This window comes from Sediminivirga luteola, from assembly GCF_014639315.1.
GTDB classification, from domain to species: Bacteria; Actinomycetota; Actinomycetes; order Actinomycetales; family Brevibacteriaceae; genus Sediminivirga; species Sediminivirga luteola.
This window is the reverse complement of record NZ_BMFY01000006.1, coordinates 37,030-58,267: the sequence shown is the minus strand read 5'-3', so window position 1 is coordinate 58,267 and position 21,238 is coordinate 37,030. Positions and strand designations below refer to the sequence as shown.

The following is a 21,238-nucleotide window of genomic DNA, read 5'->3' as shown; positions in this document are numbered from 1 at the left end:
ATCACAGTGACGCCGGCGCGGACCCCGTGCCCGGCCCGGCGCGCTCGCCCCTGAACGCTGGACGCCGGAGGAGATCGTGAACGAACTGCTGGAGATGACCGCGACGGAGCTGGTCGGCCGGATGACCGCGGGTGAGCTGAGCTCGCGGGAGCTCACGCAGGCGCACCTGGAACAGATCGAGGCGGTGAACCCCGCTCTGAACGCCATCGTGACCCTGGATCCCGAGCGCGCCCTGCAGGCCGCCCGGGACGCCGACGAGGCGCTCCCCGCGACCGGGCCGCTCGGCCCGCTGCACGGGCTGCCGATGACGCACAAGGACAGCCACATGGTGGCCGGGATGCGGTCGACCCAGGGATCTCCGATCTTCGCCGAGCATGTTCCCGACGCTGACGACCGGCTGATCGCGCGGCTGCGCCGCGCCGGCGTGGTCGCCACCGGCAAGAGCAACATCCCGGAGTTCGCCGCCGGTTCCCACACGTTCAACGAGGTCTTCGGCACCACCGTGAACCCCTATGACACCGGTGTCAGCGCCGGCGGCTCCTCCGGCGGGGTGGCAGCGGCCATCGCCAGCCGCATCCAGCCGCTGGGCGATGGCTCGGACATGGGCGGCTCGCTGCGGATCCCGGCGTCGTTCTGCAATGTCTACGGCTTCCGGCCCTCCTATGGCGTGATTCCCACGTTCCCGCCGCAGAACCCGCAGGCGTGGCTGGCGCGCGGTGGGCCGATGGCCCGTACCGTCGCCGATCTGGAGCTCTTCATGCGGGCGGTGTCAGGTCCGGTGCCCGAACTGCCGTCCGTGCGTGCCCTGGATGCGGAGGAGTTCGGCGCGCGCCCGGCGGAGTCGCTTTCGGGGGTGCGGATCGCGGTGACCAAAGACTTCGGCCAGGGCGTGCCGGTGGACCCGGAGATGCTCGCGGCGGTGGACCGGGCGGCCGAGACCCTCGCCGGCCTGGGTGCCTCGGTGGAGGAGGCAACGATCGACTTCTCCGGCGCCGACGAGGTCTTCCACGTCACCCGCGCCTTCGACTTCGCCACCACCCTGGGCCCGCTGGTGGAGCAGCACCGGGACCGCATCAAACCCGAGGTGATCTGGAACGTAGAGGAGGGTCTGCGCCTCGACGCGGCGCGGCTGATCCGTGCCAACGAACTGTACGCCGCGCTCCAGGAGGCGGTGCGGGACTTCTTCTCCGGCTACGACCTGCTGCTGGCTCCCGGCTCGCAGGTGCTGCCGTTCGACGCCTCGCTGCGCTACCCGGCCGAGGTGGCGGGAGTACCCTGCGAGACCTACCTGGACTGGATGCGCGCCGCCTGCCTGCTCTCCGCCACGGGGCTGCCGGTGCTGGCAATGCCCGCCGGCTTCAGTGCGTCCGGCTTGCCGACCGGGGTCCAGCTGGCCGGGCCCCACGGCTCGGATCCGGCGCTGCTGCGGTGGGCCCGCCGTTACGACGAGGCGACCGGCTGGCCGTCGGAGAAACCGGGCATCCTCAAGAGCTGACCGCCGCGTTTGCGCGCGCCGGCCACCAGGGAGATGTCCATCGAGTGGATCTGGGCGGCCCAGCTGCTCTCGGTCAGATAGGTGTAGAGTTCGTGCGGCTCGCCCACCGTGATGTCCGCGACGATCTGGCAGCTGCCGGCCACGGCGGCCACGTACCTGGCCCGGCCGTCGGCGGCGATGGCGCGCCCGACCTCACCGACCAGGTGGGGCGCGGTGCTCAGCCAGAGCAGCGCCTCGGTGTGCAGACCGGCCTGCGCCGGCTCGACGATCGCGCGCAGGCTCAGCTGATTGGTCTCCCGCAAAACGTCGAGCCGACGGCGCACGGTGGACTCCGAGACCCCGGCGCGGCGGGCGAGTTCCTCGGCGCTCATCCGGGCGTCGGCCGTGAGCGCGTCCATGATGGCCTGATCCACGGCAGAGCCGGATTCCGGCACGGACACCTCGGGGAACGCATCGGCCGGGCCTCCGCTCAGCGCCGATGACTCGCTCTGGCTGAGCACTCCCAGGCGCCAGCCGCGGATGGTGCGGAAGTACCGCAGGATGGGCAAGGTCTCCGCGCGCGCCAGCCCCGGGGTGATGGAGACGTCCAAGGTGTAGGGGCTCTGGCCCGGCGCCGGCCGTCGCCAGATCTCCGCGGCGACGTCGTAGGCGCCGGAGAGCACATAGCTGAAGGTGGCGTCGCGCCGGGCCGCGAGGGCTTCCACGGCGGCGAGCCTCGCCCCGGGATGGCAGGCGGCGCGCAGCAAGATTCCCGTACCGCGCGCACGCACTCCGGCCACCACGACGCGGCCAGAGGCCAGCAATGCGGTACCCCGGCGGGCGATCAGCCGTTCATGCTCCCCGAGAGCGCGCGCGATGCGGCGCCAGCTTGCTCTCGGATCGATCTGCAGCGCTTCCGCGATGCGCAGCTCAACAGGGTCGAGCACGGGCGGTCACGGTCGCACGGGCGGTGTCAGGAGGCGAGGACTTCGTCCAGCAGGGCCTCGGCCTCGACCTCTTCCTTCTTCTCGGCGAGGGCGAGTTCGGACACCAGGATCTGGCGCGCCTGGGACAGCATGCGCTTCTCGCCGGCGGACAGACCCCGGTCCTGATCACGGCGCCAGAGATCACGCACGACCTCGGCGACCTTGATGACGTCTCCGGACTGCAGCTTCTCCAGGTTCGCCTTGTAGCGACGGGACCAGTTGGTGGGCTCCTCGGTGAACTCGGCGCGGAGGACGTTGAACACCTCGTCCAGGCCTTCCTGGTTCACCACATCGCGCACGCCCACGAGATCGCAGTTGTCGGCGGGAACCTCGATCGTCAGATCGCCGTGCGCCACCTGGAGCTTCAGGTAGAGCTTCTCTTCGCCTTTGATGGTCCGCGTCTTGACTTCCTGCACGCGGGCCGCCCCGTGATGGGGATAAACAACGGTGTCGCCGACTTGAAAGCTCATATTCCTCTGTACCCCTTTCGCTCCCATCATTCTAGCATGGTGCGCCCCGCGCGCCTCCAGGATTCCGGGGCCTCACGCCGGTAGGGTCGGTTGTTTTACCCTCCATCCGGGGAGCGGCCAGCGGCGCCTCCGCGGTTCTACGAAACGTCAAAAAACCCGTTAAGATGCTGTGTGGATCGTCCTTGGAGGCCACGCTTCGCGGGCACACCCGCGCCGACGCCTCCCAGCCCCCAACGCCAAGGAGCCTGTACAGTGAACCGGCTGACTCGCACGAGCATCGCCGCCCTCGCGGCCGCGCTCATCGTCCCGTTGAGCGGATGCGCGGCCCTCATCTCCCCCCAGCAGACCCTGCACCGCTACGCCGCAGGCGACGGCGCCTCGGTGAGCGTGGGCGACGTCGACGTCCGTTCCCTGAAGGTGGTCGGCACCGAGGCCAGCGAGCCGGCCCAGGTGCTCTACGTGGCGATCAACAACGGCGATTCCCCCCAGACGCTGAGCCTGACCATCGCCGGCGAGGAGTTCGTCCAGCCGCTGGAGGCCGGCGAGGTCTACCGGCAGAACCCCGACGACGGTGCCGAGGAAGCCATCATCGAGCAGCTCGGGCAGGACTCCGGCACTCTGATCGACGTGACGGTGTCCGTGGGCTCCGAGACCGTCGAGACCCACACCCAGGTGATCGGGCCGGCGCACGAGGCCTACGCCGACTACGTTCCCGGCGGCGCTCCCATCCCCACTCCCGCGCAGCGGGTCTACCCGGAGGGCGAGGAGCCCGGCGGCCACTGATCGCCGCCGGCGATCACCGGCATCGGCGATCACCGACATCAGGGCCCCGCTGCGGTCACGCGGCAGCGAGGCGTACGAAAGCCCCGCAGGATCTCTTTCCTGCGGGGCTTCCGCATGCCTGTCCCTCCAACGGGACTTCCCCTGGCTTCCGCATGCCTGTCCCTCCAACGGGACTTCCCCTGGCTTCCGCATGCCTGTCCCTCCAACGGGACTTCCCCTGGCTTCCGCATGCCTGTCCCTCCAACGGGACTTCCCCTGGCTTCCGCATGTCTGTCCCCTGCGGGGCTTTCGCATGCCTGTCCCTCCAGCGAGACCTCCCCCTGGCTTCCGCATGCCGGGGAGGAACCGGAGGTTCGCTGGACATCGGGAGCCGCCGGTCGCTGCTCTCCGCCATAGCTGCGCGGAAGACTCACAGAACACACGCTTCTTGCCGAAACCACACCGTAGACGGTGGTGTCCTGGCAATACGGTGGTGTTCTGGCAGTACGTCGTCTTCCCGCCCGCCGGGCGCCGGATACCAGGACGGCCGCAGTGCGCTCAGGCTTCGAACTTGTACCCCAGGCCACGGACGGTGACCAGCAGCTTCGGTGAGGACGGGACCTCTTCGACCTTGGCGCGCAGCCGCTTGATGTGCACGTCCAGCGTCTTGGTGTCCCCGACGTAGTCCTGGCCCCAGACCCGGTCGATGAGCTGGCCCCGGGTCATCACGCGACCGGCGTTGCGCACCAGGATCTCCAGGAGCTCGAACTCCTTCAGCGGCAGCGAGACCTCCTCGCCGCGGACCGTCGCCACGTGCCGATCCACGTCCACCCGCACGCCACCGGCCTCCAGCACGCCTTCATCCTGGACCTCGGGCTCCACGTTGCGGCGCATCACGGCACGGATCCGGGCCAGCAGCTCGCGGGAGGAGTACGGCTTGGTGACGTAGTCGTCGGCACCCAGTTCCAGTCCGACGACCTTGTCGATCTCGGAGTCCTTCGCCGTGAGCATGATGATCGGCACGCTGGACTTCGTCCGCAGCTGCCGGCAGACCTCGGTGCCGGAGACCCCCGGCAGCATGAGGTCCAGCAGGACCAGATCGGCCCCGCCCCGATCGAACTCGTCCAGGGCACGGTTGCCGTCGGCGGCCACCGTCACCTCGTAGCCTTCCTTGCCCAGCAGGTACGCGAGCGGATCGGAGATCGAGTCTTCGTCCTCAACCAGGAGAATCTTGGTCACCGTGTCAGTCTTCCCTCTCGTTCGTCCGGCCCCGGAACACCGGAGGCGCCGGATGCGGCGTCGCCGCTGAGCGTTTCTGGCTCTTCTGGTCCTTGCGCGGCCGGATCGGCCTCCGGCCGCACCGCCCCGGCATCGGTGGCGTCCTCGGAATCCTCGTCCGTCTCCGCAGCCGGTAGTTCGATGGTAAACGTCGATCCGTGACCGAGCTGACTCCAGACCCGGACTTCGCCCCCGTGCGTGGCCACCACGTGCTTGACGATGCTCAGGCCCAGCCCCGTCCCGCCCGTCATCCGGGACCGCGCCGGGTCCACCCGGTAGAAGCGCTCGAAGACCCGCGCCGCATCGGCTTTGCTCAGCCCGATACCCTCGTCCTTGACGGCGATGGCGACGGTGTCGTCCACCACGCGGATGCCCACGCCCACCTGCGTGTCCGCACCCGAGTAGTTGATGGCGTTGTCGATCAGGTTCCGCACCGCCTGCACCAGCAGGTCCCGGTTGCCGTACACCCAGGCGGGACGCTCGGCGGCGATGGAGATGCGGATGTTCTTGGCCTCCGCCGCGATCCGGGCCCGGTCGGCGGCCTCCCCGACGATGTCGCGGACGTCGATGAGCGCCTCCTGCTCGTGCTTCTCGTGGTTCTGCACGCGGGAGAGGTCGATGATCTCCTGGATCAGCTGCGACAGCCGGCCGGACTCCCGTTCCAGCCGTGCCGCGAACCGCTGCACGGCCTCCGGGTCGTCGGCGCTGTCCGAGACCGCCTCCGCCAGCAGGCCGATCGCGCCGATGGGGGTCTTGAGCTCGTGCGAGACGTTGGCCACGAAGTCGCGGCGCACCTCTTCCAGGTGCCGGGCCTCGGTCAGATCCTCGCACAGCACCAGGACATAGGCCGGTCCGAGCGGCGCGACGCGGGCCCGCAGGTAGCGGCGGCCCGGGGACCTGGGACCGCGTGGCTGTTCCAGTTCCAACTCCTGGATCAGCCCCCGGGAGCGGACCCGAGCCACGGTCCGCTGCAGTTCCTCGGAGGCGAGGCCGTTCCCCTTGATCAGACCGAAGGTGTAGGCGGCCGGGGACGCTTTGACGACATCGTCCCCGGCATCCACGACGATGGCCGCCGGGGAGAGCACGGCCAGCACCTCGGAGATCCCCTCGGGAAGCTCGTGCTCGGAGTGCATGTCGTCACTCATCCTGTTGCGGGCGCTCATCCGGAGCGCATAGACGGCCACCAGCCCGAGGCTGAGGCCGATGGCTCCGGAGACGACGGCGACAAGGACGATATCCACTCGCCCAGGATATTCCTTCATCGGGGCCGTACCGGGCTAGGCTGGTAGCCAGGGCCGTCGGTTCGCCGGATGTTCACTCCCGCGTCATTTTGCCGCCACGGCCCGGTGAGAGCGTTGCTGGGGACGTCCGGCCGGGCGTCTTGCGGCATTCCCTGCCCAGAAAGGACCGTACAGTGCGCGAAGCCTTCCGCAATGAGCTCGATCACCTCGCCGATCAGCTGGTGCAGATGTCGGAACTCGTCACCCAGGCCATCAGCCTTGCCAACAAGGCGATCCTCACCGCCGATATCGACCTCGCCGAACAGGTCATCGATGCCGATGTCGCCATCGACAATCTGCAGACCGAGCTGGACCAGAACGCGATCGACATCCTGGCCACGCAGGCGCCGGTCGCCGGGGATCTGCGCGTCGTGGTCTCCGCGCTGCGCATGTCCGCCTCCATCGAGCGGATGGGCGATCTGGCGCGGCACATCGCGCAGCAAGCCCGTATCCGGTACCCGGAGCAGGTCATCCCGGGGAGCTTCCTGGGGATCTTCGAGGGCATGGCCCGGTCCTCCGAGCGCATCGCCAACGCCACTCAGCAACTGCTCTCCCACCCTGGGCTGAGCGAGGTCCCGAACATCGCAGCCATTGACGAAGAGCTGGACAATCTGCATCTGGCGGTGTTCAACAAGATCGCCGAGGAGCATGGCCTGAAGTCCTCCACGATCGCCGATATCACGCTGCTCTCGCGTTACTACGAGCGGTTCGGCGATCACGCCGAGTCGATCGCGCAGAAAGTGGAGTTCCTGCTGACCGGCAACTGGGACCACCGCGAGGCGCAGCAGCCCTGAGCCGGGAGGCTCAGGTCCCGAACAGGCAGCAGTTCCGGGCCGGGACGCTCAGGTCCTGAATCCGGCGGTGAGCGGCGATGGGCGCGAGCGCCAGTCGCACGCCGATGAGCCGCGCGTAGATGAGCGGGGCACAACACGCAGCCGTGGACTCACGGCGCATGTCCCGTCATGAGAGAGACCCGCACGCGCCGCGTGCGGGTCTCTCCTCTTGTACGGCCCTCGCGAGGAGGCCCCTGGCGCTTCACATGCGGGGCGCGACAGGCGCGGCCCGGATCGCGGCGCCACGGGCGCCCGCGCACCTACCGGAGTCCCGGCGGCCCGAGCGGGCCGACAGCCTCGGCGGCTCCGGCACCCGCCGGGACAAGGGCGTCAGCGTCCCTGATTGGCGACCTGAGCGATGGCCTCGGCAGCGGCGTCCGGGTCCAGGTACTCGCCGCCGGGCGTCGTCGGCGCGAGCGTCGCGGCGTCCAGCTGATAGAGCAGCGGGACCCCGGTGGGGATGTTCAGCCCCGCGATGTCGGCGTCGCTGATCCCGTCCAGGTGCTTGACCAGGGCGCGGATGGAATTACCGTGCGCGGCCACCAGGACGGTCTTGCCGGCTTGCAGGTCGGGGATGATCTCGTCGTACCAGTACGGCAGCAGACGGTCGATGACGTCCTTGAGGCACTCGGTGCGCGGCAGCGCCTCCATCAGGTTCGCGTAGCGGGCATCGCCGGCCTGCGACCACTCGCTGGTGTCCTCCAGCGCGGGCGGCGGGGTGTCGAAGGACCGGCGCCACAGCATGAACTGCTCCTCGCCGAACTCCTCCAGCGTTTCCTTCTTGTTCTTCCCCTGCAGCGCGCCGTAGTGCCGCTCGTTCAGCCGCCAGGACCGCTTGACCGGGATCCACGAGTGGCCGGCCTCCTCCAGGGCGATATTGGCGGTGATGATGGCGCGGCGCAGCAGGGAGGTGTGCAGCACGTCCGGCAGCAGCCCGCGCTCGCTCAGCAGCCTCCCGGCCTTGGCGGCCTCGGCCCGCCCGGCGTCGGTGAGCGGGACGTCCACCCAGCCGGTGAAGAGGTTCTTCTTGTTCCATTCGCTCTCGCCGTGGCGGAGCAGCACCAGGTTGTAGGTCGTCATGCGGATATTCTCGCACGCAAGGCGTGGCCCGTGTCCTCGTGCGCGGCGCACCTTCTCGCACGCAAGGCGTGGCCCGTGTCCTCGTGCGCGGCGCACCTTCTCGCACGCAAGGCGTGGCCCGTGTCCTCGTGCGCGGCGCACCTTCTCGTGCGCAGCGCACCGAGCCCGTCGTTCCCGCCGTCCGCTTCCCCGGCGCCGTGTTCCTCCCACGGCCGATCGTTGTGCTTGTGATCCCGAACAGGCCAGGGTGATCGTGGATTCACGGGCAACCTGACCTGTTCGGGATAACTCGGCACCCGGCCAGGCGACCGGGTAGATCCGGCAAGCCAGGACGGGCGGCAGACGCCGACACACCTTGGCTGTGAACGGGTACCCGAAAAGCCCCGGTCGTTTCGAAAATCCCCCGCAGATCAGCAGTGGGAATTCATAGCAGCCGTGGGTTTCTCCAGCCGTTCCAGCCTTTCAGAGCCCGGGACGCCAAGCCCGCTCACCGGCTGCCCGGTCCGTTGACGCTGCGTGCGCGTGGTCCTTTACGCTTCGTCCTCGCGCTCGCGGCGGATGAGCGGTTCGAAGGCCGCCAGGTTCGCGGTGGATTCGCCGCGGGCACGGCGCCAGTCCCATTCGCGCAGGATGCTCGTCCGGAAGCCGAGGGCCAGCAGTTCGTTGAACGACTCGTCGGCGGCGAGGGCGAAGCGGGTCATGAGGGCGTCCACCGTCTCCAGAGTCACGGCTTCCAGCGGCAGATCGGCGGTGAGGAACACATCGCCGTGTGCGTCGATCATGAACGCGGGCGTGCCGAGGCGTCCGTTGCGACGCAACAGCCAGGCGTGCACCTGTGCCTCGTTCTCGTCCGGGGCACGCAGCACGAAGGCCTGCGCGCTCATCCCGTTGCGGGTGAAGCGCAGGGACACCGCGGTGCGGAGCCGGCGCTCCCCCGGCAGCGTCACGACCAGGCTGTGCTGCCCGGAGGGCTCGCAGTCGAGTTCCTGCTCGGCAGCCCAGTCCGCGGCGATCTTGTACGCACGATCCACCGCGCCGGGCCCAGCCCCGTCTAACTGGCCCATGATCCTAACTGGCCCATGATCGTTCGCGTGAGCGTGCCTGCGCCGTGGCAGCGCTGCCGCCGGCCGCACCCTGGGCGGTCCCGCACAGCAGCGCCTCGTCGTCCGGAACGGAGAGGCGCTCACCGGCGAGCACCCGGCGGTACGCCGCGACGGTCTGCTCTGCGGCGCGGCGCCAGGTCTGCCCGGCGGCTTCTCGCGCGGCGCGGACGCCCATTTCCGACCGGCGGTCGGGATCGAGCAGGAGCAGCTCGAGTTCACGAGCCCAGACGCCGGTGTCGCCGCTGTGCATCAGGACGCCGGCCGAGGCCGTGACCGCCTCGCTCAGCCCGCCCACCGCAGACGCCAGCACCGGCAGCCCGCTGGCCGCCGCTTCCAGCGCCACCAGCCCGAACGATTCACTCCGGGAGGGCACGAGCAGCACATCGGCGGCGGCGTACCACTGCGCCAGTTCCTCGGCCGGCGCCGGCGGGACGAAGTCCACCCGCTGCCCCACGCCCAGCCGTCCGGCCAGTTCGCGGGCCCGGCTGAGAGCGCTCCGTTCACCGCTGGACTCCCCCACGACCGTCAGCGAGGTACGCTCAGCCAGCGCCGGGTTGAGCCGGGCAAGACCCGCCAGGGCGCCGATGGCGATATCGGGCCCCTTCACGTGCTGCAGCCGGCCGACGTAGAGCGCGATGAGGTCCCTGCCGCTGAGCCCGAGGCGCTCACGGGCGGCGGCTTGAGCGCGAGGCCGGAACACGGAGGTGTCCACGCCGGGGCGGATCACCTGAACCCGACGCGCCGGCGCCCCGAGATGCCTGAGATGATCCTGCCGGTCCCGGCCGGCGTTGGCGATCAGCAGGTCGACGCCGGCGGCGATGCGGCGTTCGGCGTCGATCCGTGCCTGCGGTTCCAGCTGATAGCCGACCGCCTCGTTCTTGACGGCGCCCAGGGTGTGCATGGTGGAGACCACCGGGACGTCCCGCGGCGCGGCGATCCGCCTGGCCACGGCGGCGGAGATCCAGTAGTGGGCGTGCAGGATGTCGGCGGCGGCGCAGGCGGGATGGGCGCCGATGCGGGCGGCCAGTTCGGGAATCCGCTCTGCCAGCCGGCCCTTGTCCAGCGCTTCCCCGTCCGGCAGGTCGATCTGGTGCACGCACAGCCCGGGTTCGCCGAACGGGGCGCGGACGGTGCCGCTACCCGCCGTCGAGGGGTCCGCCGTGAAGATGTCCACCTGACAGCCGATGCGCGCGAGTTCCCGGCCCAGGTTGAGGACATACACATTGAGCCCGCCTGCGTCGCCCTGCCCGGGCTGTTGCAACGGGTTGGTGTGGAGGGAGAGCATCGCGACTCGCACGCCCCCCACATTACGCCACGTGGGACCGCGTTTTCCCACGGTGCTCACAGTGCTCGCGGTTGGACGTTCCACTGCGGGTTCAGCCTTCGCGCCGTGCCACCTGGTATCCGCCGGAGTCCAGGACGAGGGTGTAACTCTCCCCGGGGAACTTCTGCTCGGCGTGGGGAGCGGCCTCCGGGGGCGTGCCGCCCCAGATGTTGGCGGCCCGGTCGATGACGACGTAGTCAGCAGCGGGATTGTCCTCGTTGCCCAGCCAGTACACGGTGTGGTCCGGCACCAGATAGGCCATCAGCGAGATATCGGTCGCCACGGTGGCGCCATCGGGCACTGTCTCCAGGACTTCCTGCGCCCCGGCGACACGCTCCTGGCCGGGGCCGGCCCAGGTCTCGGGCTGGAACAGGTCCGCCAGCGCGTACTGGGGGAAGACGGCCAGGGCCACCAGGGCAGCCGCCGCGGGCGACGCGGCCGTGAAGGAGAAGCGCGCGGGCGCCAGCCTGCCGGCATCGGCATCCTGGCGGTTCTTCCTGTCCCTCCGGTGCAGCACATCCACGAGTGCCAGGAACACGACGGGCATGAGGATCGCCGAATAATGCCAGTCGGTGGTCCAGTAGAAGTCCAGCGCCGACCAGAACCGCCAGAGGATGGTGGGGATGGCGATCAGCGCGAACACCGAGCGCACCCACACCAGCGCCCCGGTCAGGAGCAGCATGAACAGGGTGAAGACCTTCTCCGAGGGGCTCAGCAGCAGCCCGAGCCCGAGCAGCGGGTTGGCGAGGATCTCGGAGAGCTGGAGCCTGCCGCCGTAGGCGAACTGACCTTCGGGGTTCAGCAGCGGGAGGATCACCAGGACGCTCAGCAGCATCCAGCCCAGCCCCCATGCCGCCAGCCATAGACCGGAGGGGTGCAGTGAGCCGATCAGGGCCTTCAGCCGGGCGCCGATGCCCGCCGGCCACTGGCGGGGCCGGTCCGCCTCTCCGCGGTACCAGGCCAGGACCAGGCCCAGCATGAACACGGTGGCACCCAGATCCTCTTTGACGAAGACGAGCAGGCCGCCGGAGATCAGTGCCCAGCGCCATCGGCGCAGCAGCACGGCGGCCAGGGAGATCGCCAGCAGCGGGACGCCGAAGGCGATCTCGTGGAACTGCGAGGAGATCGCGGACTGCAGGCCCCAGCTGGCGGCATATGCCCCGCCGATCAGCAGGCCCCGGCGTTGTCCCAGCAGCGTCGAGGCGGTCCCGGCCACCACGCCGGCGGAGAGGGCGAACAGCAGCGACTGGACGATCAGCAGAGTCAGCCCGGAGGGCGCGATGGCGTACGCCGGGGCGAGCAGCACCAGGATCGGGTGGAAGTGATCGCCCAGGAGGTTGAAGCCCTCTCCCTTGATCGGGACGATGGGCGCGGAGAACTCCGCGTACGCCTTGGCCAGCTGCGTGAAGATCCCCAGATCCCACGACGGGGAACGCAGCAGCCGCCACTGCAGGACGTTGAAGAGGCAGTACACGCCGGCTGCGACGACGGCCAGGAGCACGGCGGGCAGCTGACCGCCCAAGACGGGACGGGGCGCGGCCTGCGCAGCCGCGGGCACGACGCTTCGTGCGGGCTCCTGCTTCGCCGCCGCATCGTTCGCCCCGGCTGAGGTCGCCGGCTGGTGCCCAGTGGAGCCGGCCTCCGCGGTGCGGGCGGTCTCCGATACCGTTCCGTCCTGCGCCACGGTTCCGTTCTCCGTCGTGCGTGCGGTCTCTCCCGCACCTGCGGCCTCGCTCCTGGCGCTGCGGCGGGGATCGGGCGCGGTCTCCGCGGTCTCGTCCCTGTGGTCGCTGCCGGGATCCGGCAGCCGGTGCTGCTCGGAACGATCGGGGGCGATGTCGCGCTCAGTCATTGAAGAACCCGGTGAGGATGTCGCGGATGCGGTCACGGCCCAGCCAGAGGATGCTGCCGGGCGGAAGGATGTGGAGCTCGGCGCCGGGGATCGCCTCGGCGTAGGCGCGGGCCACGTCCACCGGATGTGCGGGATCGTCCTCATGGGTCAGCACGAGGACGGGAATGTCCACCGCGCGCAGCGCCTCACGGTCCGGCAGCGCTGCCTCCTGAAGCAGCGAGAGGCCGTCCCGCTGATCCGTCCCGACGAGCGCCGACGCCCGGGCCTCGATCCAGGCGCGAGCCTGCGGATTGGCACGGACCTCTTCCGGTTCCTGCTCCAGGAGCAGCTCGGCCAGCCCCGGAGCGTCCCCGCGCTCCACCGCGGCGCGGAGCACATCACCGCGCCGGCGCGCGGCCTCGCTGGGCCGGTCCAGCACGGCCGGGAGCACAAGGGCCGCCTTCTGCAGCCGCCCGGCTCCGTCCTTACTCGCTGATGCAGCACCGTCCGGAGGCGCACCGGCCAGCTCCCCCGCACCTGGCGGATTCGCGGCTGCCGGGCCGCTGGGCGCCTCCGCGGCCCGGGACGGCATCGCCGGCGCGCGACCTGCCAGCAGGCGGGCGAGCGCCCCGGCGCCCATGGACACGCCCAGGGCTCGCGTGGCTCCGGCTCTGATCAGCGCCTCGTCAAGTTCCGCCGCCAGGCCCGCGTAATCCCAACGGGGGCCGGGTGAGGGGCGCCCGCCGTGACCGCGGAAATGCAGGAACGCGGAGGAACCGTCGATTCCGCGGGCGAAGGGGCGGGTGTCGGTGATGCTGCCGCCGAATCCGTGCGCGTACAAGGTCACTGGCTCGCCGGTACCGCGGCGCAGCAGCCAGCCGTCCTCCGCACCGGGTCCGCCGGTCACGCCGGTCACGCCGGTCCCAGACCAGGGCGGACGGCGCCCCGGCTCACCAGAGGTCATCGCGCTTGCGGAGCCGGCGGTCGACGGCGCGGATGGCCGGGCGCACGTCGAACCAGAAGATGCCCGCCCCGACCAGAGTGCCGAAGGACAGCAGCGCCGGAACGCGGGCTCCGGTGGTGATCGGGACCGAGATGAACGCGACCAACGTGCACGCCCCGAGGATCAGACCCCAGAATCGTTTGGTGCGCTTGTCCGCGGCCTGATAGTTCTCCGCCGGGTACCGCAGCGCCTCGACGAGCGCCACCACGTTCACCGCGAAGATGGCGGTGAACATGAGCAGGTAGAGCCAATTCTGCAGGCTGGCCAGAGTGTGCATAGCGCAAGGCTATCGAATCGGGCTGACAATCGCCGGACAGCGACGATGCCCGGGCCCGGCGGGTTTGCTGCGTCTGGTTCACTCGACACGGCCAGGTTGCTCGGCAGTTCACGGCCGACCCGGCCATTTCGACCATATCCGGGCGGGGCGAGCGTGCCGGCCCGCCTAGGGGGACTGGTCCGGTTCGCCGGGCTGCCCGGGCTTGCCAGGCGGCTCCTCCGGTGGCAGCTCCGGCAGGACGTCCTCCGCGGAGCCCAGCGGCATACCGGAGGCCTGCAGCAGATCGACCGCCAGAGGTCGCAGCAGCAGCACGAGGGTGTCGCCCTGGATGTCCTTGCCGATGAGCTCCACCGGATCGAGCAGCTTCGCGGCGGCGGTGAGCTGTTCCTGAGCCGCCTCCCGGGACTCCCCGCGGACCAGCGCGTCGTTCAGGCGGCGGGCCCCCTGCGCCAGCTCCGCGACGACCTCGCCCAGCGCCGGCCGGGCCAGGCCGTGCGCGGTGGCGTCCGCGGCCCGCCGGGCGATCACCCGCACCAGCCGCATCGCCCGGTCGCCGTATTCACAGGCGCGGGCCAGGCGGGAGATCTCCGCGGCGTGCCGGCGGCTGGAGGGATTGATCCGGGCCGCCTCCTGGGAGATCCGCAGCGCCGAACGCCAGGAGTCCACCATCGCCTGCGTGTCCCGGGCCCGGCTGAGCGCGCGGGAGGCGGCTTCCGTGTCTCCGCGCCGGATCGCGTCGCCGAGCTCGTCCAGCAGCTCGGCGATCTCCCGCAGCAGCGCGGACGCCCGGTTACGGGGCTCTCGCCGCGGGTCCCACGGGATCAGGCATGCCAGCAGCAGAGCCGTGGCCGCCCCCACCAGCGCATCGGAGGTCCGGGAGAACGGCCCGGAGGAGAACTCGGCGGGCATCGAGACGACGATGATCGCCTGGATGCCCATCTGCGTGACGAACAGCTGGCCGCCGTTGAGGACGTACCCGATCAGGAAGGAGACCAGCATGATGGCGAGCATCTGCCACAGGCCCACGCCGAACAGGTGGATGAGCACCTCGCCCAGGAGCACGCCCAGGGTGGCGCCGATGCCGAACTCCAGGGCGCGCCGGACCCGCTTGTCTGTGGTGACGCCCACGCCGACGGTGGCCGCCACGGCCGCCAGGAAAGGGAACTGATGCCCCAGCACCTGCTGCGCGAACCAGTAGGCGAAGACCGCGGCGACACTCGCCTGGGCGATCTGGAAGAAGTTCACCCGGGCACGCCGGACGCCCATGCGGAGACGGTTCTCCGCCACGGTCAGGGTGTGCTGGCGGATCGTGCTGCCGAGGTGCCGGGACTTCACGCCCTCTACTCTGCCAGACCCCGGGCCAGCCCCCGCCGTCACCGTCCCCGGCCTTGGGCCAGCGCCACACCGTTGCCGCGCTTTGCCTCCAGCCCTCCGCCTCCCGCCCTCATCGCCCCCGGTCTCTGGCGCGGTTGCCCGCATACCCCCGCGCAGGTGCCCGTCCGCCGGCACAGGTCGACCTGAAAGCTGGATCGCATAGCATGGGCGTGACTGGCGTGCCGCTGTGCCGTCCGGCCCGCGGGCCTGGCCCGGCGCGGAGCACGCGCTCCCTATTCGACTCCCGAAGCGACTATCACCGTGACGACAGAAGAGAACATCGCCACCACCGTGCTCTCCCGCAGCGAGGCCCGTGCCAGGCGCCACCTCATCCGGGTCTCCGGGTACCGCGTCCACCTCGATCTGAGCGGCGCGGCGGACGCCGCCGAGGATTTCCGCTCGGAGACCACGGTGGACTTCACCGCCGAGCGCGCCGGGGAGACCTTCATCGACTTCCGCGCCGAGGAGGTCACCGAGGTGGAGATCAACGGAGCCCGGGTGGACCCGGCCGAGGTCGTCCTGCCCGGCCGGGTCCGGCTCCCGGGTCTGGTCGCCGGGCAGAACTCGGTGCGCATCGCCGGCCGGGTGGCGTACTCCCGCACCGGCGAAGGACTGCACCGGTTCCGGGACCCGGCGGACTCGCGCTGGTACCTGTACACCCACTTCGAGCCGGCGGACGCCCATCGCGTCTTCGCGAACTTCGACCAGCCGGATCTGAAGGCGCGTTTCCGGTTCAGCGTCACCGCGCCAGAGGACTGGCTGGTGCGCTCCAACGCCCCCGCCAAGAAGACCGTCCCGGCCGCCGATGGGCACCTCACCACGGTGTTCCGGCGCACCGAGCGGATGAGCAGTTACATCGCCTGCGTCCTGGCCGGCGAGTACCACCTGGAAGAGGACGAGTGGAGCGCCGGGGATCTGCGGGTCCCGCTCGGGCTGCTGGTCCGGCAGTCCCAGCGGGAGGCGGCCGATGCGGCGGAGATCTTCACCGTCACCAAGCAGGGGCTGGACTTCTTCCACCGGGAGTTCGGCGTGCCCTACCCCTGGGGGAAGTACGATCAGGCGTTCGTCCCGGAGTTCAACATCGGCGCGATGGAGAACCCCGGCCTGGTGACGTTCACGGACGACTACCTGTTCCGGGACGCGGTGACCCGCAGCCGCCGCGAGGGCCGGGCCACCACCATCCTGCACGAGATGGCCCATATGTGGTTCGGCAATCTGGTGACGATGCGCTGGTGGGACGATCTGTGGCTGAAGGAGTCCTTCGCGGACTATATGGGCTCGCTCGCCTGCGCGGAGGCCACCGAGTTCCGCGGTGCCTGGGTCTCCTTCGCCACGCGCCGCAAGGCCTGGGCGTACAAGCAGGATCAGCTGCCCACGACGCATCCCATCGTCGCCGATGTCCCCGATGTGCAGGCGGCCACGCTGAACTTCGACGGGATCACCTACGCCAAGGGCGCCTCCGTGCTCAAGCAGCTGGTGTCCTATGTGGGCCGCGAGGCGTTCTTCGAGGGCATCCGCCGGTACTTCTCCCGGCACGCCTGGGAGAACACCACCCTGGGCGACTTCCTCACCTGCCTGGCCGAGGCGGCACCGCACCGGAAGCTGGACGAGTGGGCCGAGGCCTGGCTGAGCACCACCGGGATCTCCCGGCTCACCCCGCGGATCACCGCCCGCGACGGCGTGATCGAGTCGGCCGTGATCGAGCAAACCTCCATCGCCCCGGAGACCGGCCGGCCCGGCCCCATGCGGCCGCACCGGATCGGCATCGGCGTCTACGAGGAGCAGCGGTCGACCGGCCGCCTGCAGCGCACGGAACTGCTGGAGGTCGACGTCGCCGGGCCCGAGACGCCGGTGGATCAGCTGGTGGGCCGCAGCCAGCCGGCGCTGATCCTGCTCAACGACGAGGATCACAGCTACGCGAAGGTGGGCCTGGACGAGCATTCCGCGCACGCCGTCGCCGCGCGGCTCTCCTCGGCCGGTTCGCCCATGACACGCGGTCTGCTGTGGTCCGTGCTGTGGTCCCAGCTGCGCGATGGCGAGCTCTCCCCTCGCCGCTACCTGGGCATCGTCGCCGACCACTACGCCGGCGAGGACGACCCCGGCCTGACCGCGGCGCTGCGGGCGAACGTCCTGAGCGCCCTGGACCTGTACCTGCCGGCCGGGCGGCCAGCCGAACGCCAGGAGATCGTCAGCGTCCTCATCGGCGGCGCCATCGAGGCGGTGCTGACGGCCCCGGACGGGTCCGACCAGCAGCTTGACGGGATGCGGCTGCTCACGGCCCTGGCCGCCCGCAGCACGAGCAGGCTGCGCGACGGCGACCTCTCCCCCACCGATGCGGAACGGGCTGCGGTGGAGGTCGCCTCGGCCGTACTGGCGCTCCGGCTCGGGGACGATCTGTCCGCGCACAGCGCGATGCACGAGTTCTCCGGTGTCGCGGTGGACCACGAACTGCGCTGGGACGCGCTGGAGGCCCTGGTGGGACTGGGGCTGGCCGACGGCGAGGAGATCGCCCTGGAGTGGGCCTCCGACGCCACGGCGACGGGACGGCTGAAGGCCAAGCAACTCGAAGCCGCGGTGCCGCTGCCGATCGTGAAGGCGCGCGTGCTCGAGACCGTCCTGGAGGACGGCGAACTGAGCAACGACACGCTCTCCGCGCTGCTGACCGGGTGGTCCGCGCCCGGCGGCCGGCATCTGCTGGAGCCCTACGCCGTGCAGTTCTTCGACCAGCTCGAGCAGCTGTGGTCAGCCCGGTCGATGGAGATGGGACGGCGGCTGGTCGCCGGTCTCTACCCCTGGTGGTCCGGTGACCCGGGCCGTGTCCTCCAGCTGGCGCGCGGATGGCTCGAAGAGCACCCGGCCGCTCCCACCGCGCTGCGGCGCCTCATCACCGAGCGCGCCGATGAGACCGCCCGGCAGCTGCGGCTGCAACAGGACTGACCGGCCCCGGCCCTGCAGGCAGGGCTCCGCCGTCACCGCGGGCATGCCACCGTGAGATGCCAGCTCCCTGGATGACGCAGCTAGGCCCCGCGGGCACGGGCATCGCCGTGGTCGGGTCGAGGCCGAGCAGTCGGCTGCGCTCATCCCCCGCGGGCACGAGCCTCGCCATGTGACGCCGCATCGGTACCGGCGCGATTGCCGAAGACGCTCAGGACATGCCGAGTTCCGCCGCCAGCAGTTCCAGGGTGCGTTCCCGTGCCGGGTACGCGTCCATCGGGTCGGACTCCCGGCCGCCGGCCACCGGGTGCACCATGATCTCCTCGACGCCGTGTTCGGCCGCCAGCGCTGTGAGGCGTCCGGCGGCCTGCGCGGGGGTGCCGACGATCCACGGATCGGTCAGATGGGACATCAGATCCCGCAGCTCCGGTGTGATGCGGGAGCGGACATCGGCGCCGACGAGGGCTCCGGCCTGCATCGGCGTGCTGCTGCGCAGCAGCGCCATCGCCAGGGCATGGGGTTCCGCCAGTTCCTCCGCCTCCTGCTGCGTCTCGGCGACCACGACATTGGCGCTGATGAACGCCTCGGGCGCTTCCGGCGTGCCAAGACGTCCGGCGTCCGGGCGGGCCTGGAACGCGTCGCGGTACAGCTGCAGCGCCGTCGCGGTGCCGGTGCCGCTGAAGTGGTGCGCGAAGACGTAGCGCAATCCCAGTGAGCCCGCCAGCTGCGCGGAGTACCCCGAGCTGCCCAGGAGCCACACCGGCACCGGCACGGTACCGCCGGGGCCAGGCCGCAGCACATGCCTGCGGGCGCCCAGGCTGAGCTCCAGACCGTCCTCGCCGAACAGGCGGACGATGTCCATGACCTGCTCGGGGAAGGCCTCGACCGCCTCATTGCCGCGACCGCCGCGCAGGGCGTAGGCGGTGAACGGGTCGGTGCCCGGGGCCCGGCCCAGACCCAGGTCGATCCGGCCGGGGAAGGCGGCGTCCAGCAGCGTGAACTGCTCCGCCACGTCCAGTGCCGTCGAATTGGGCAGCATGACGCCGCCGGAGCCCAGCCGGATCCGCTCGGTGCCCTGGCCGACGTGCATCAGGATGAGCGAGGGGACGGTGGCCCCGACGGCGCTGAAGTTGTGGTGCTCGGCGGTCCAGTAACGGCGGAATCCCGTCCGGTCGGCGACGCGCGCCAGCCGCACGGCCGCGGCGAGTGCCTGCGCGTGGGACTGGCCGGTGCGCACCGGAACGAGGTCCAGGACGGACAACTGCATCGTGGGGATTCTCCTGTCTGAAGCGCTACCTCTGGCGGGGATGCCTGTGCCCGCACGGGCATGCGCGCCAGGGCACCGGCACACCCGGCGAATAGGGACAACGCCGGGTCCCGCACCGCCATTCCCGCGTGCCCGCTGCCCGTAGATCGCCGGCGCGCTCTTATGTCGTCGCCGCCCGGGCCTGGAGAGCGACGACATAAGAGCGCGGCGACAACATAAACCTGACGCCCGCCTCCGGGCGCCCACCAGACCGCGGATGAACGCGGGTCAGCCGGCCCGGAGACGGGCATCTCAGTGATCGTGCAGAGACCGTGTGCGCCGGAGCCGAGGTGGATGCTCGCCTCAAGGGCCCGGGAGCGGCAACCCGCAGCCCCGGGGCCCCTCCGCGACGCAGCGGCCTTAGCTGAGCGCCTCCGCGAAGCCCTCGGCCAGCACGTCGAGGGCCTCGTTCAGCAGGTCCTCACCGATGACGAGCGGCGGCAGGAAACGCAGCACATTGCCGTAGGTACCGGTCACCAGAGCCACGACGCCGTTCTGCGCGGCGTGCGCGGCGACGGCCTTGGCCAGCTCGGGGTTCGGCTCGGTGCTGTCGCCCTGGACGAGTTCGACGGCGAACATAGCGCCGCGTCCGCGGACATCGCCGATCTGGTTGTACCGGCCCTGCAGTTCGCTGAAGCGCTCGTGCAGGATCTCCCCGATACGCACCGCCCGCTCCACCAGGCCGTCCTGTTCCACGGCCTCGATCGCGCCGAGCGCCGCCTGGCAGGCGGTGGGGTTGCCGCCGTAGGTGCCGCCGAGTCCGCCGCCGTGCGTGGCGTCCATGATCTCGGCGCGGCCGGTGACGGCGGACAGCGGCAGACCGCCCGCGACGCCCTTGGCGATGGTCACCAGATCCGGCTCGATGCCCTCATGCTCGGAGGCGAACATCTTGCCGGTCCGGGCGAAACCGGACTGCACCTCGTCGGCGATGAAGACGATGCCCTGCTGGCGCGCGTACTCCACGACCTCCGGGAGGAAGCCCTCGGCCGGGACGATGAACCCGCCCTCGCCCTGGATGGGCTCGATCACGATGGCGGCCACATTGTGCGCGCCGATCTGCTTGTCGATGATGGTGATGGCGCGCTTGGCCGCCTCCGGTCCGCTGACCTTGGTGCCGGCGGCCTCGTTGTCCCGGTACGGGTAGGAGGCGGGGACGCGGTAGACCTCGCCGGCGAAGGGGCCGAAGCCGTCCTTGTACGGGGCGTTCTTGGCGGTCATCGCCATCGTGAGGTTGGTCCGGCCGTGATAGGCGTGGTCGAAGACGACGACGGCGTTGCGGCCGGTGTACTTGCGGGCGATCTTGACGGCGTTCTCCACGGCTTCGGCGCCGGAGTTGAACAGGGCGGTGCGCTTCTCGAAGCTGCCGGGAGTGAGGCGGTTGAGCGCCTCGGCGACCTCGACGTAGCTCTCATACGGGTTGACCATGAAGCAGGTGTGGGTGAAGGCGTTCAGCTGCTCGGTGGCCCGCTGCGCGATCCGCGGATTGGCATTGCCCACGCCGGTCACGCCGATGCCGGTGGCCAGGTCGATGAACTGGTTCCCGTCGATGTCCTTCAGGATGCCACCGCCGGCGGCGACGATGTAGGTGGGGTGGCTGGATCCCACGCCGGCTGCCACGCTGGCCTTCCGGCGGGCCTCCAGCTCCTGGGACTTGGGGCCGGGGATGGCGGTGACGATCTTGCGTTCCTGGGTCAGCGCGGGTCCGCCCGCTTCAAGTGTGCTCATACTGTCGAGGTTATGCCCATGCAGGCTTCTTTGTCATGTCCGTCCTGGCCTACGGACATGCGGATCTCGCAGCAGCGAATCGGTGCTTTACCGGAACCGCCGGACAGGCCGCCAGCACCCGACGGATTCCGCATTCCGTACCGCGCCTGAAGCCTGGCCGCACCCACTCCAGGCACATCGACGACGAGCCGGTCCGGC

Annotated in this window: 18 protein-coding genes; 4 read left to right on the top strand and 14 right to left on the bottom strand. The window is 70.4% G+C overall.

Annotated features, from left to right (window positions below):
• Positions 1 to 76 precede the first annotated feature (76 nt).
• Complete coding sequence (locus IEW13_RS07990) at positions 77 to 1,495, top strand: amidase (protein ID WP_308420804.1); 1,419 nt, start codon at positions 77 to 79, stop codon at positions 1,493 to 1,495.
• On the opposite strand, the gene IEW13_RS07985 is transcribed toward IEW13_RS07990, so the two are convergent.
• Positions 1,441 to 2,421: an AsnC family transcriptional regulator gene (locus tag IEW13_RS07985; protein ID WP_188550431.1), complete on the bottom strand. Its 981-nt coding sequence runs from the start codon at positions 2,419 to 2,421 to the stop codon at positions 1,441 to 1,443. The genes IEW13_RS07990 and IEW13_RS07985 overlap by 55 nt on opposite strands.
• Positions 2,422 to 2,447: 26 nt before the next feature.
• Positions 2,448 to 2,930: a CarD family transcriptional regulator gene (locus IEW13_RS07980; RefSeq protein ID WP_188550430.1), complete on the bottom strand. Its 483-nt coding sequence runs from the start codon at positions 2,928 to 2,930 to the stop codon at positions 2,448 to 2,450.
• A 252-nt stretch (positions 2,931 to 3,182) separates the two neighbouring features.
• Between IEW13_RS07980 and IEW13_RS07975 the strand changes: the two genes are divergently transcribed.
• On the top strand, positions 3,183 to 3,713 hold the full coding sequence (locus tag IEW13_RS07975; RefSeq protein ID WP_188550429.1) for a hypothetical protein: 531 nt from the start codon (positions 3,183 to 3,185) through the stop codon (positions 3,711 to 3,713).
• A gap of 537 nt (positions 3,714 to 4,250) precedes the next feature.
• On the opposite strand, the gene IEW13_RS07970 is transcribed toward IEW13_RS07975, so the two are convergent.
• Positions 4,251 to 4,931, bottom strand: a complete 681-nt coding sequence (locus tag IEW13_RS07970; protein WP_188550428.1) for a response regulator — start codon at positions 4,929 to 4,931, stop codon at positions 4,251 to 4,253.
• A complete protein-coding gene (locus IEW13_RS07965; protein ID WP_188550427.1) occupies positions 4,928 to 6,211 on the bottom strand; it encodes a sensor histidine kinase in 1,284 nt (427 codons plus the stop codon). The genes IEW13_RS07970 and IEW13_RS07965 overlap by 4 nt, the downstream gene beginning before the upstream one ends.
• Positions 6,212 to 6,384: 173 nt before the next feature.
• On the opposite strand from IEW13_RS07965, the gene phoU reads away from it, so the two are divergent.
• Positions 6,385 to 7,044, top strand: coding sequence for a phosphate signaling complex protein PhoU (phoU, locus tag IEW13_RS07960; protein ID WP_188550426.1), 660 nt, complete (start codon positions 6,385 to 6,387; stop codon positions 7,042 to 7,044).
• Between the two features lie 10 nt (positions 7,045 to 7,054).
• On the opposite strand, the gene IEW13_RS07955 is transcribed toward phoU, so the two are convergent.
• The 8 genes from IEW13_RS07955 to IEW13_RS07920 form a co-directional block, all read right to left on the bottom strand.
• A complete protein-coding gene (locus tag IEW13_RS07955) occupies positions 7,055 to 7,204 on the bottom strand; it encodes a hypothetical protein (protein ID WP_188550425.1) in 150 nt (49 codons plus the stop codon).
• A 209-nt stretch (positions 7,205 to 7,413) separates the two neighbouring features.
• Complete coding sequence (locus tag IEW13_RS07950) at positions 7,414 to 8,163, bottom strand: phosphoglyceromutase (RefSeq protein WP_188550424.1); 750 nt, start codon at positions 8,161 to 8,163, stop codon at positions 7,414 to 7,416.
• A 530-nt stretch (positions 8,164 to 8,693) separates the two neighbouring features.
• On the bottom strand, positions 8,694 to 9,227 hold the full coding sequence (locus IEW13_RS07945; protein ID WP_188550423.1) for a type III secretion system chaperone family protein: 534 nt from the start codon (positions 9,225 to 9,227) through the stop codon (positions 8,694 to 8,696).
• Between the two features lie 4 nt (positions 9,228 to 9,231).
• Entirely contained in the window at positions 9,232 to 10,563 is a 1,332-nt protein-coding gene (locus tag IEW13_RS07940) for a glycosyltransferase (RefSeq protein ID WP_188550422.1), read from the bottom strand.
• 79 nt (positions 10,564 to 10,642) lie between these two features.
• Positions 10,643 to 12,442 carry a DUF2079 domain-containing protein gene (locus IEW13_RS07935; RefSeq protein WP_188550421.1) on the bottom strand — a complete coding sequence of 600 codons (1,800 nt, stop codon included), beginning with the start codon at positions 12,440 to 12,442 and terminating at the stop codon, positions 10,643 to 10,645.
• Positions 12,435 to 13,337 carry an alpha/beta fold hydrolase gene (locus tag IEW13_RS07930; RefSeq protein ID WP_188550420.1) on the bottom strand — a complete coding sequence of 301 codons (903 nt, stop codon included), beginning with the start codon at positions 13,335 to 13,337 and terminating at the stop codon, positions 12,435 to 12,437. Before IEW13_RS07930 ends, IEW13_RS07935 begins: the two co-directional genes overlap by 8 nt.
• Positions 13,338 to 13,371: 34 nt before the next feature.
• Entirely contained in the window at positions 13,372 to 13,701 is a 330-nt protein-coding gene (locus tag IEW13_RS07925; protein WP_188550419.1) for a DUF2516 family protein, read from the bottom strand.
• Between the two features lie 165 nt (positions 13,702 to 13,866).
• Positions 13,867 to 15,036: an FUSC family protein gene (locus IEW13_RS07920; RefSeq protein ID WP_229745003.1), complete on the bottom strand. Its 1,170-nt coding sequence runs from the start codon at positions 15,034 to 15,036 to the stop codon at positions 13,867 to 13,869.
• Positions 15,037 to 15,336: 300 nt separating this feature from the next.
• On the opposite strand from IEW13_RS07920, the gene pepN reads away from it, so the two are divergent.
• Positions 15,337 to 18,012: an aminopeptidase N gene (gene pepN, locus IEW13_RS07915; protein ID WP_188550418.1), complete on the top strand. Its 2,676-nt coding sequence runs from the start codon at positions 15,337 to 15,339 to the stop codon at positions 18,010 to 18,012.
• 208 nt (positions 18,013 to 18,220) lie between these two features.
• Here pepN and IEW13_RS07910 read toward each other — a convergent pair whose 3' ends face one another.
• Positions 18,221 to 19,276, bottom strand: coding sequence for an MsnO8 family LLM class oxidoreductase (locus IEW13_RS07910; protein WP_188550417.1), 1,056 nt, complete (start codon positions 19,274 to 19,276; stop codon positions 18,221 to 18,223).
• Between the two features lie 399 nt (positions 19,277 to 19,675).
• Positions 19,676 to 21,040: a 4-aminobutyrate--2-oxoglutarate transaminase gene (gabT, locus tag IEW13_RS07905; protein WP_188550416.1), complete on the bottom strand. Its 1,365-nt coding sequence runs from the start codon at positions 21,038 to 21,040 to the stop codon at positions 19,676 to 19,678.
• Positions 21,041 to 21,238 lie beyond the last annotated feature (198 nt).

Bases quoted from the DNA above. Each gene is read 5' to 3' on its own strand.
- IEW13_RS07925 (WP_188550419.1), bottom strand. From the start codon at position 13,701: ATGCACACTCTGGCCAGCCTGCAGAATTGGCTCTACCTGCTCATGTTC.
- IEW13_RS07945 (WP_188550423.1), bottom strand. From the start codon at position 9,227: ATGGGCCAGTTAGACGGGGCTGGGCCCGGCGCGGTGGATCGTGCGTAC.
- IEW13_RS07955 (WP_188550425.1), bottom strand. From the start codon at position 7,204: ATGCGCCGTGAGTCCACGGCTGCGTGTTGTGCCCCGCTCATCTACGCG.
- IEW13_RS07950 (WP_188550424.1), bottom strand. From the start codon at position 8,163: ATGACGACCTACAACCTGGTGCTGCTCCGCCACGGCGAGAGCGAATGG.
- IEW13_RS07935 (WP_188550421.1), bottom strand. From the start codon at position 12,442: ATGACTGAGCGCGACATCGCCCCCGATCGTTCCGAGCAGCACCGGCTG.
- IEW13_RS07910 (WP_188550417.1), bottom strand. From the start codon at position 19,276: ATGCAGTTGTCCGTCCTGGACCTCGTTCCGGTGCGCACCGGCCAGTCC.
- IEW13_RS07980 (WP_188550430.1), bottom strand. From the start codon at position 2,930: ATGAGCTTTCAAGTCGGCGACACCGTTGTTTATCCCCATCACGGGGCG.
- gabT (WP_188550416.1), bottom strand. From the start codon at position 21,040: ATGAGCACACTTGAAGCGGGCGGACCCGCGCTGACCCAGGAACGCAAG.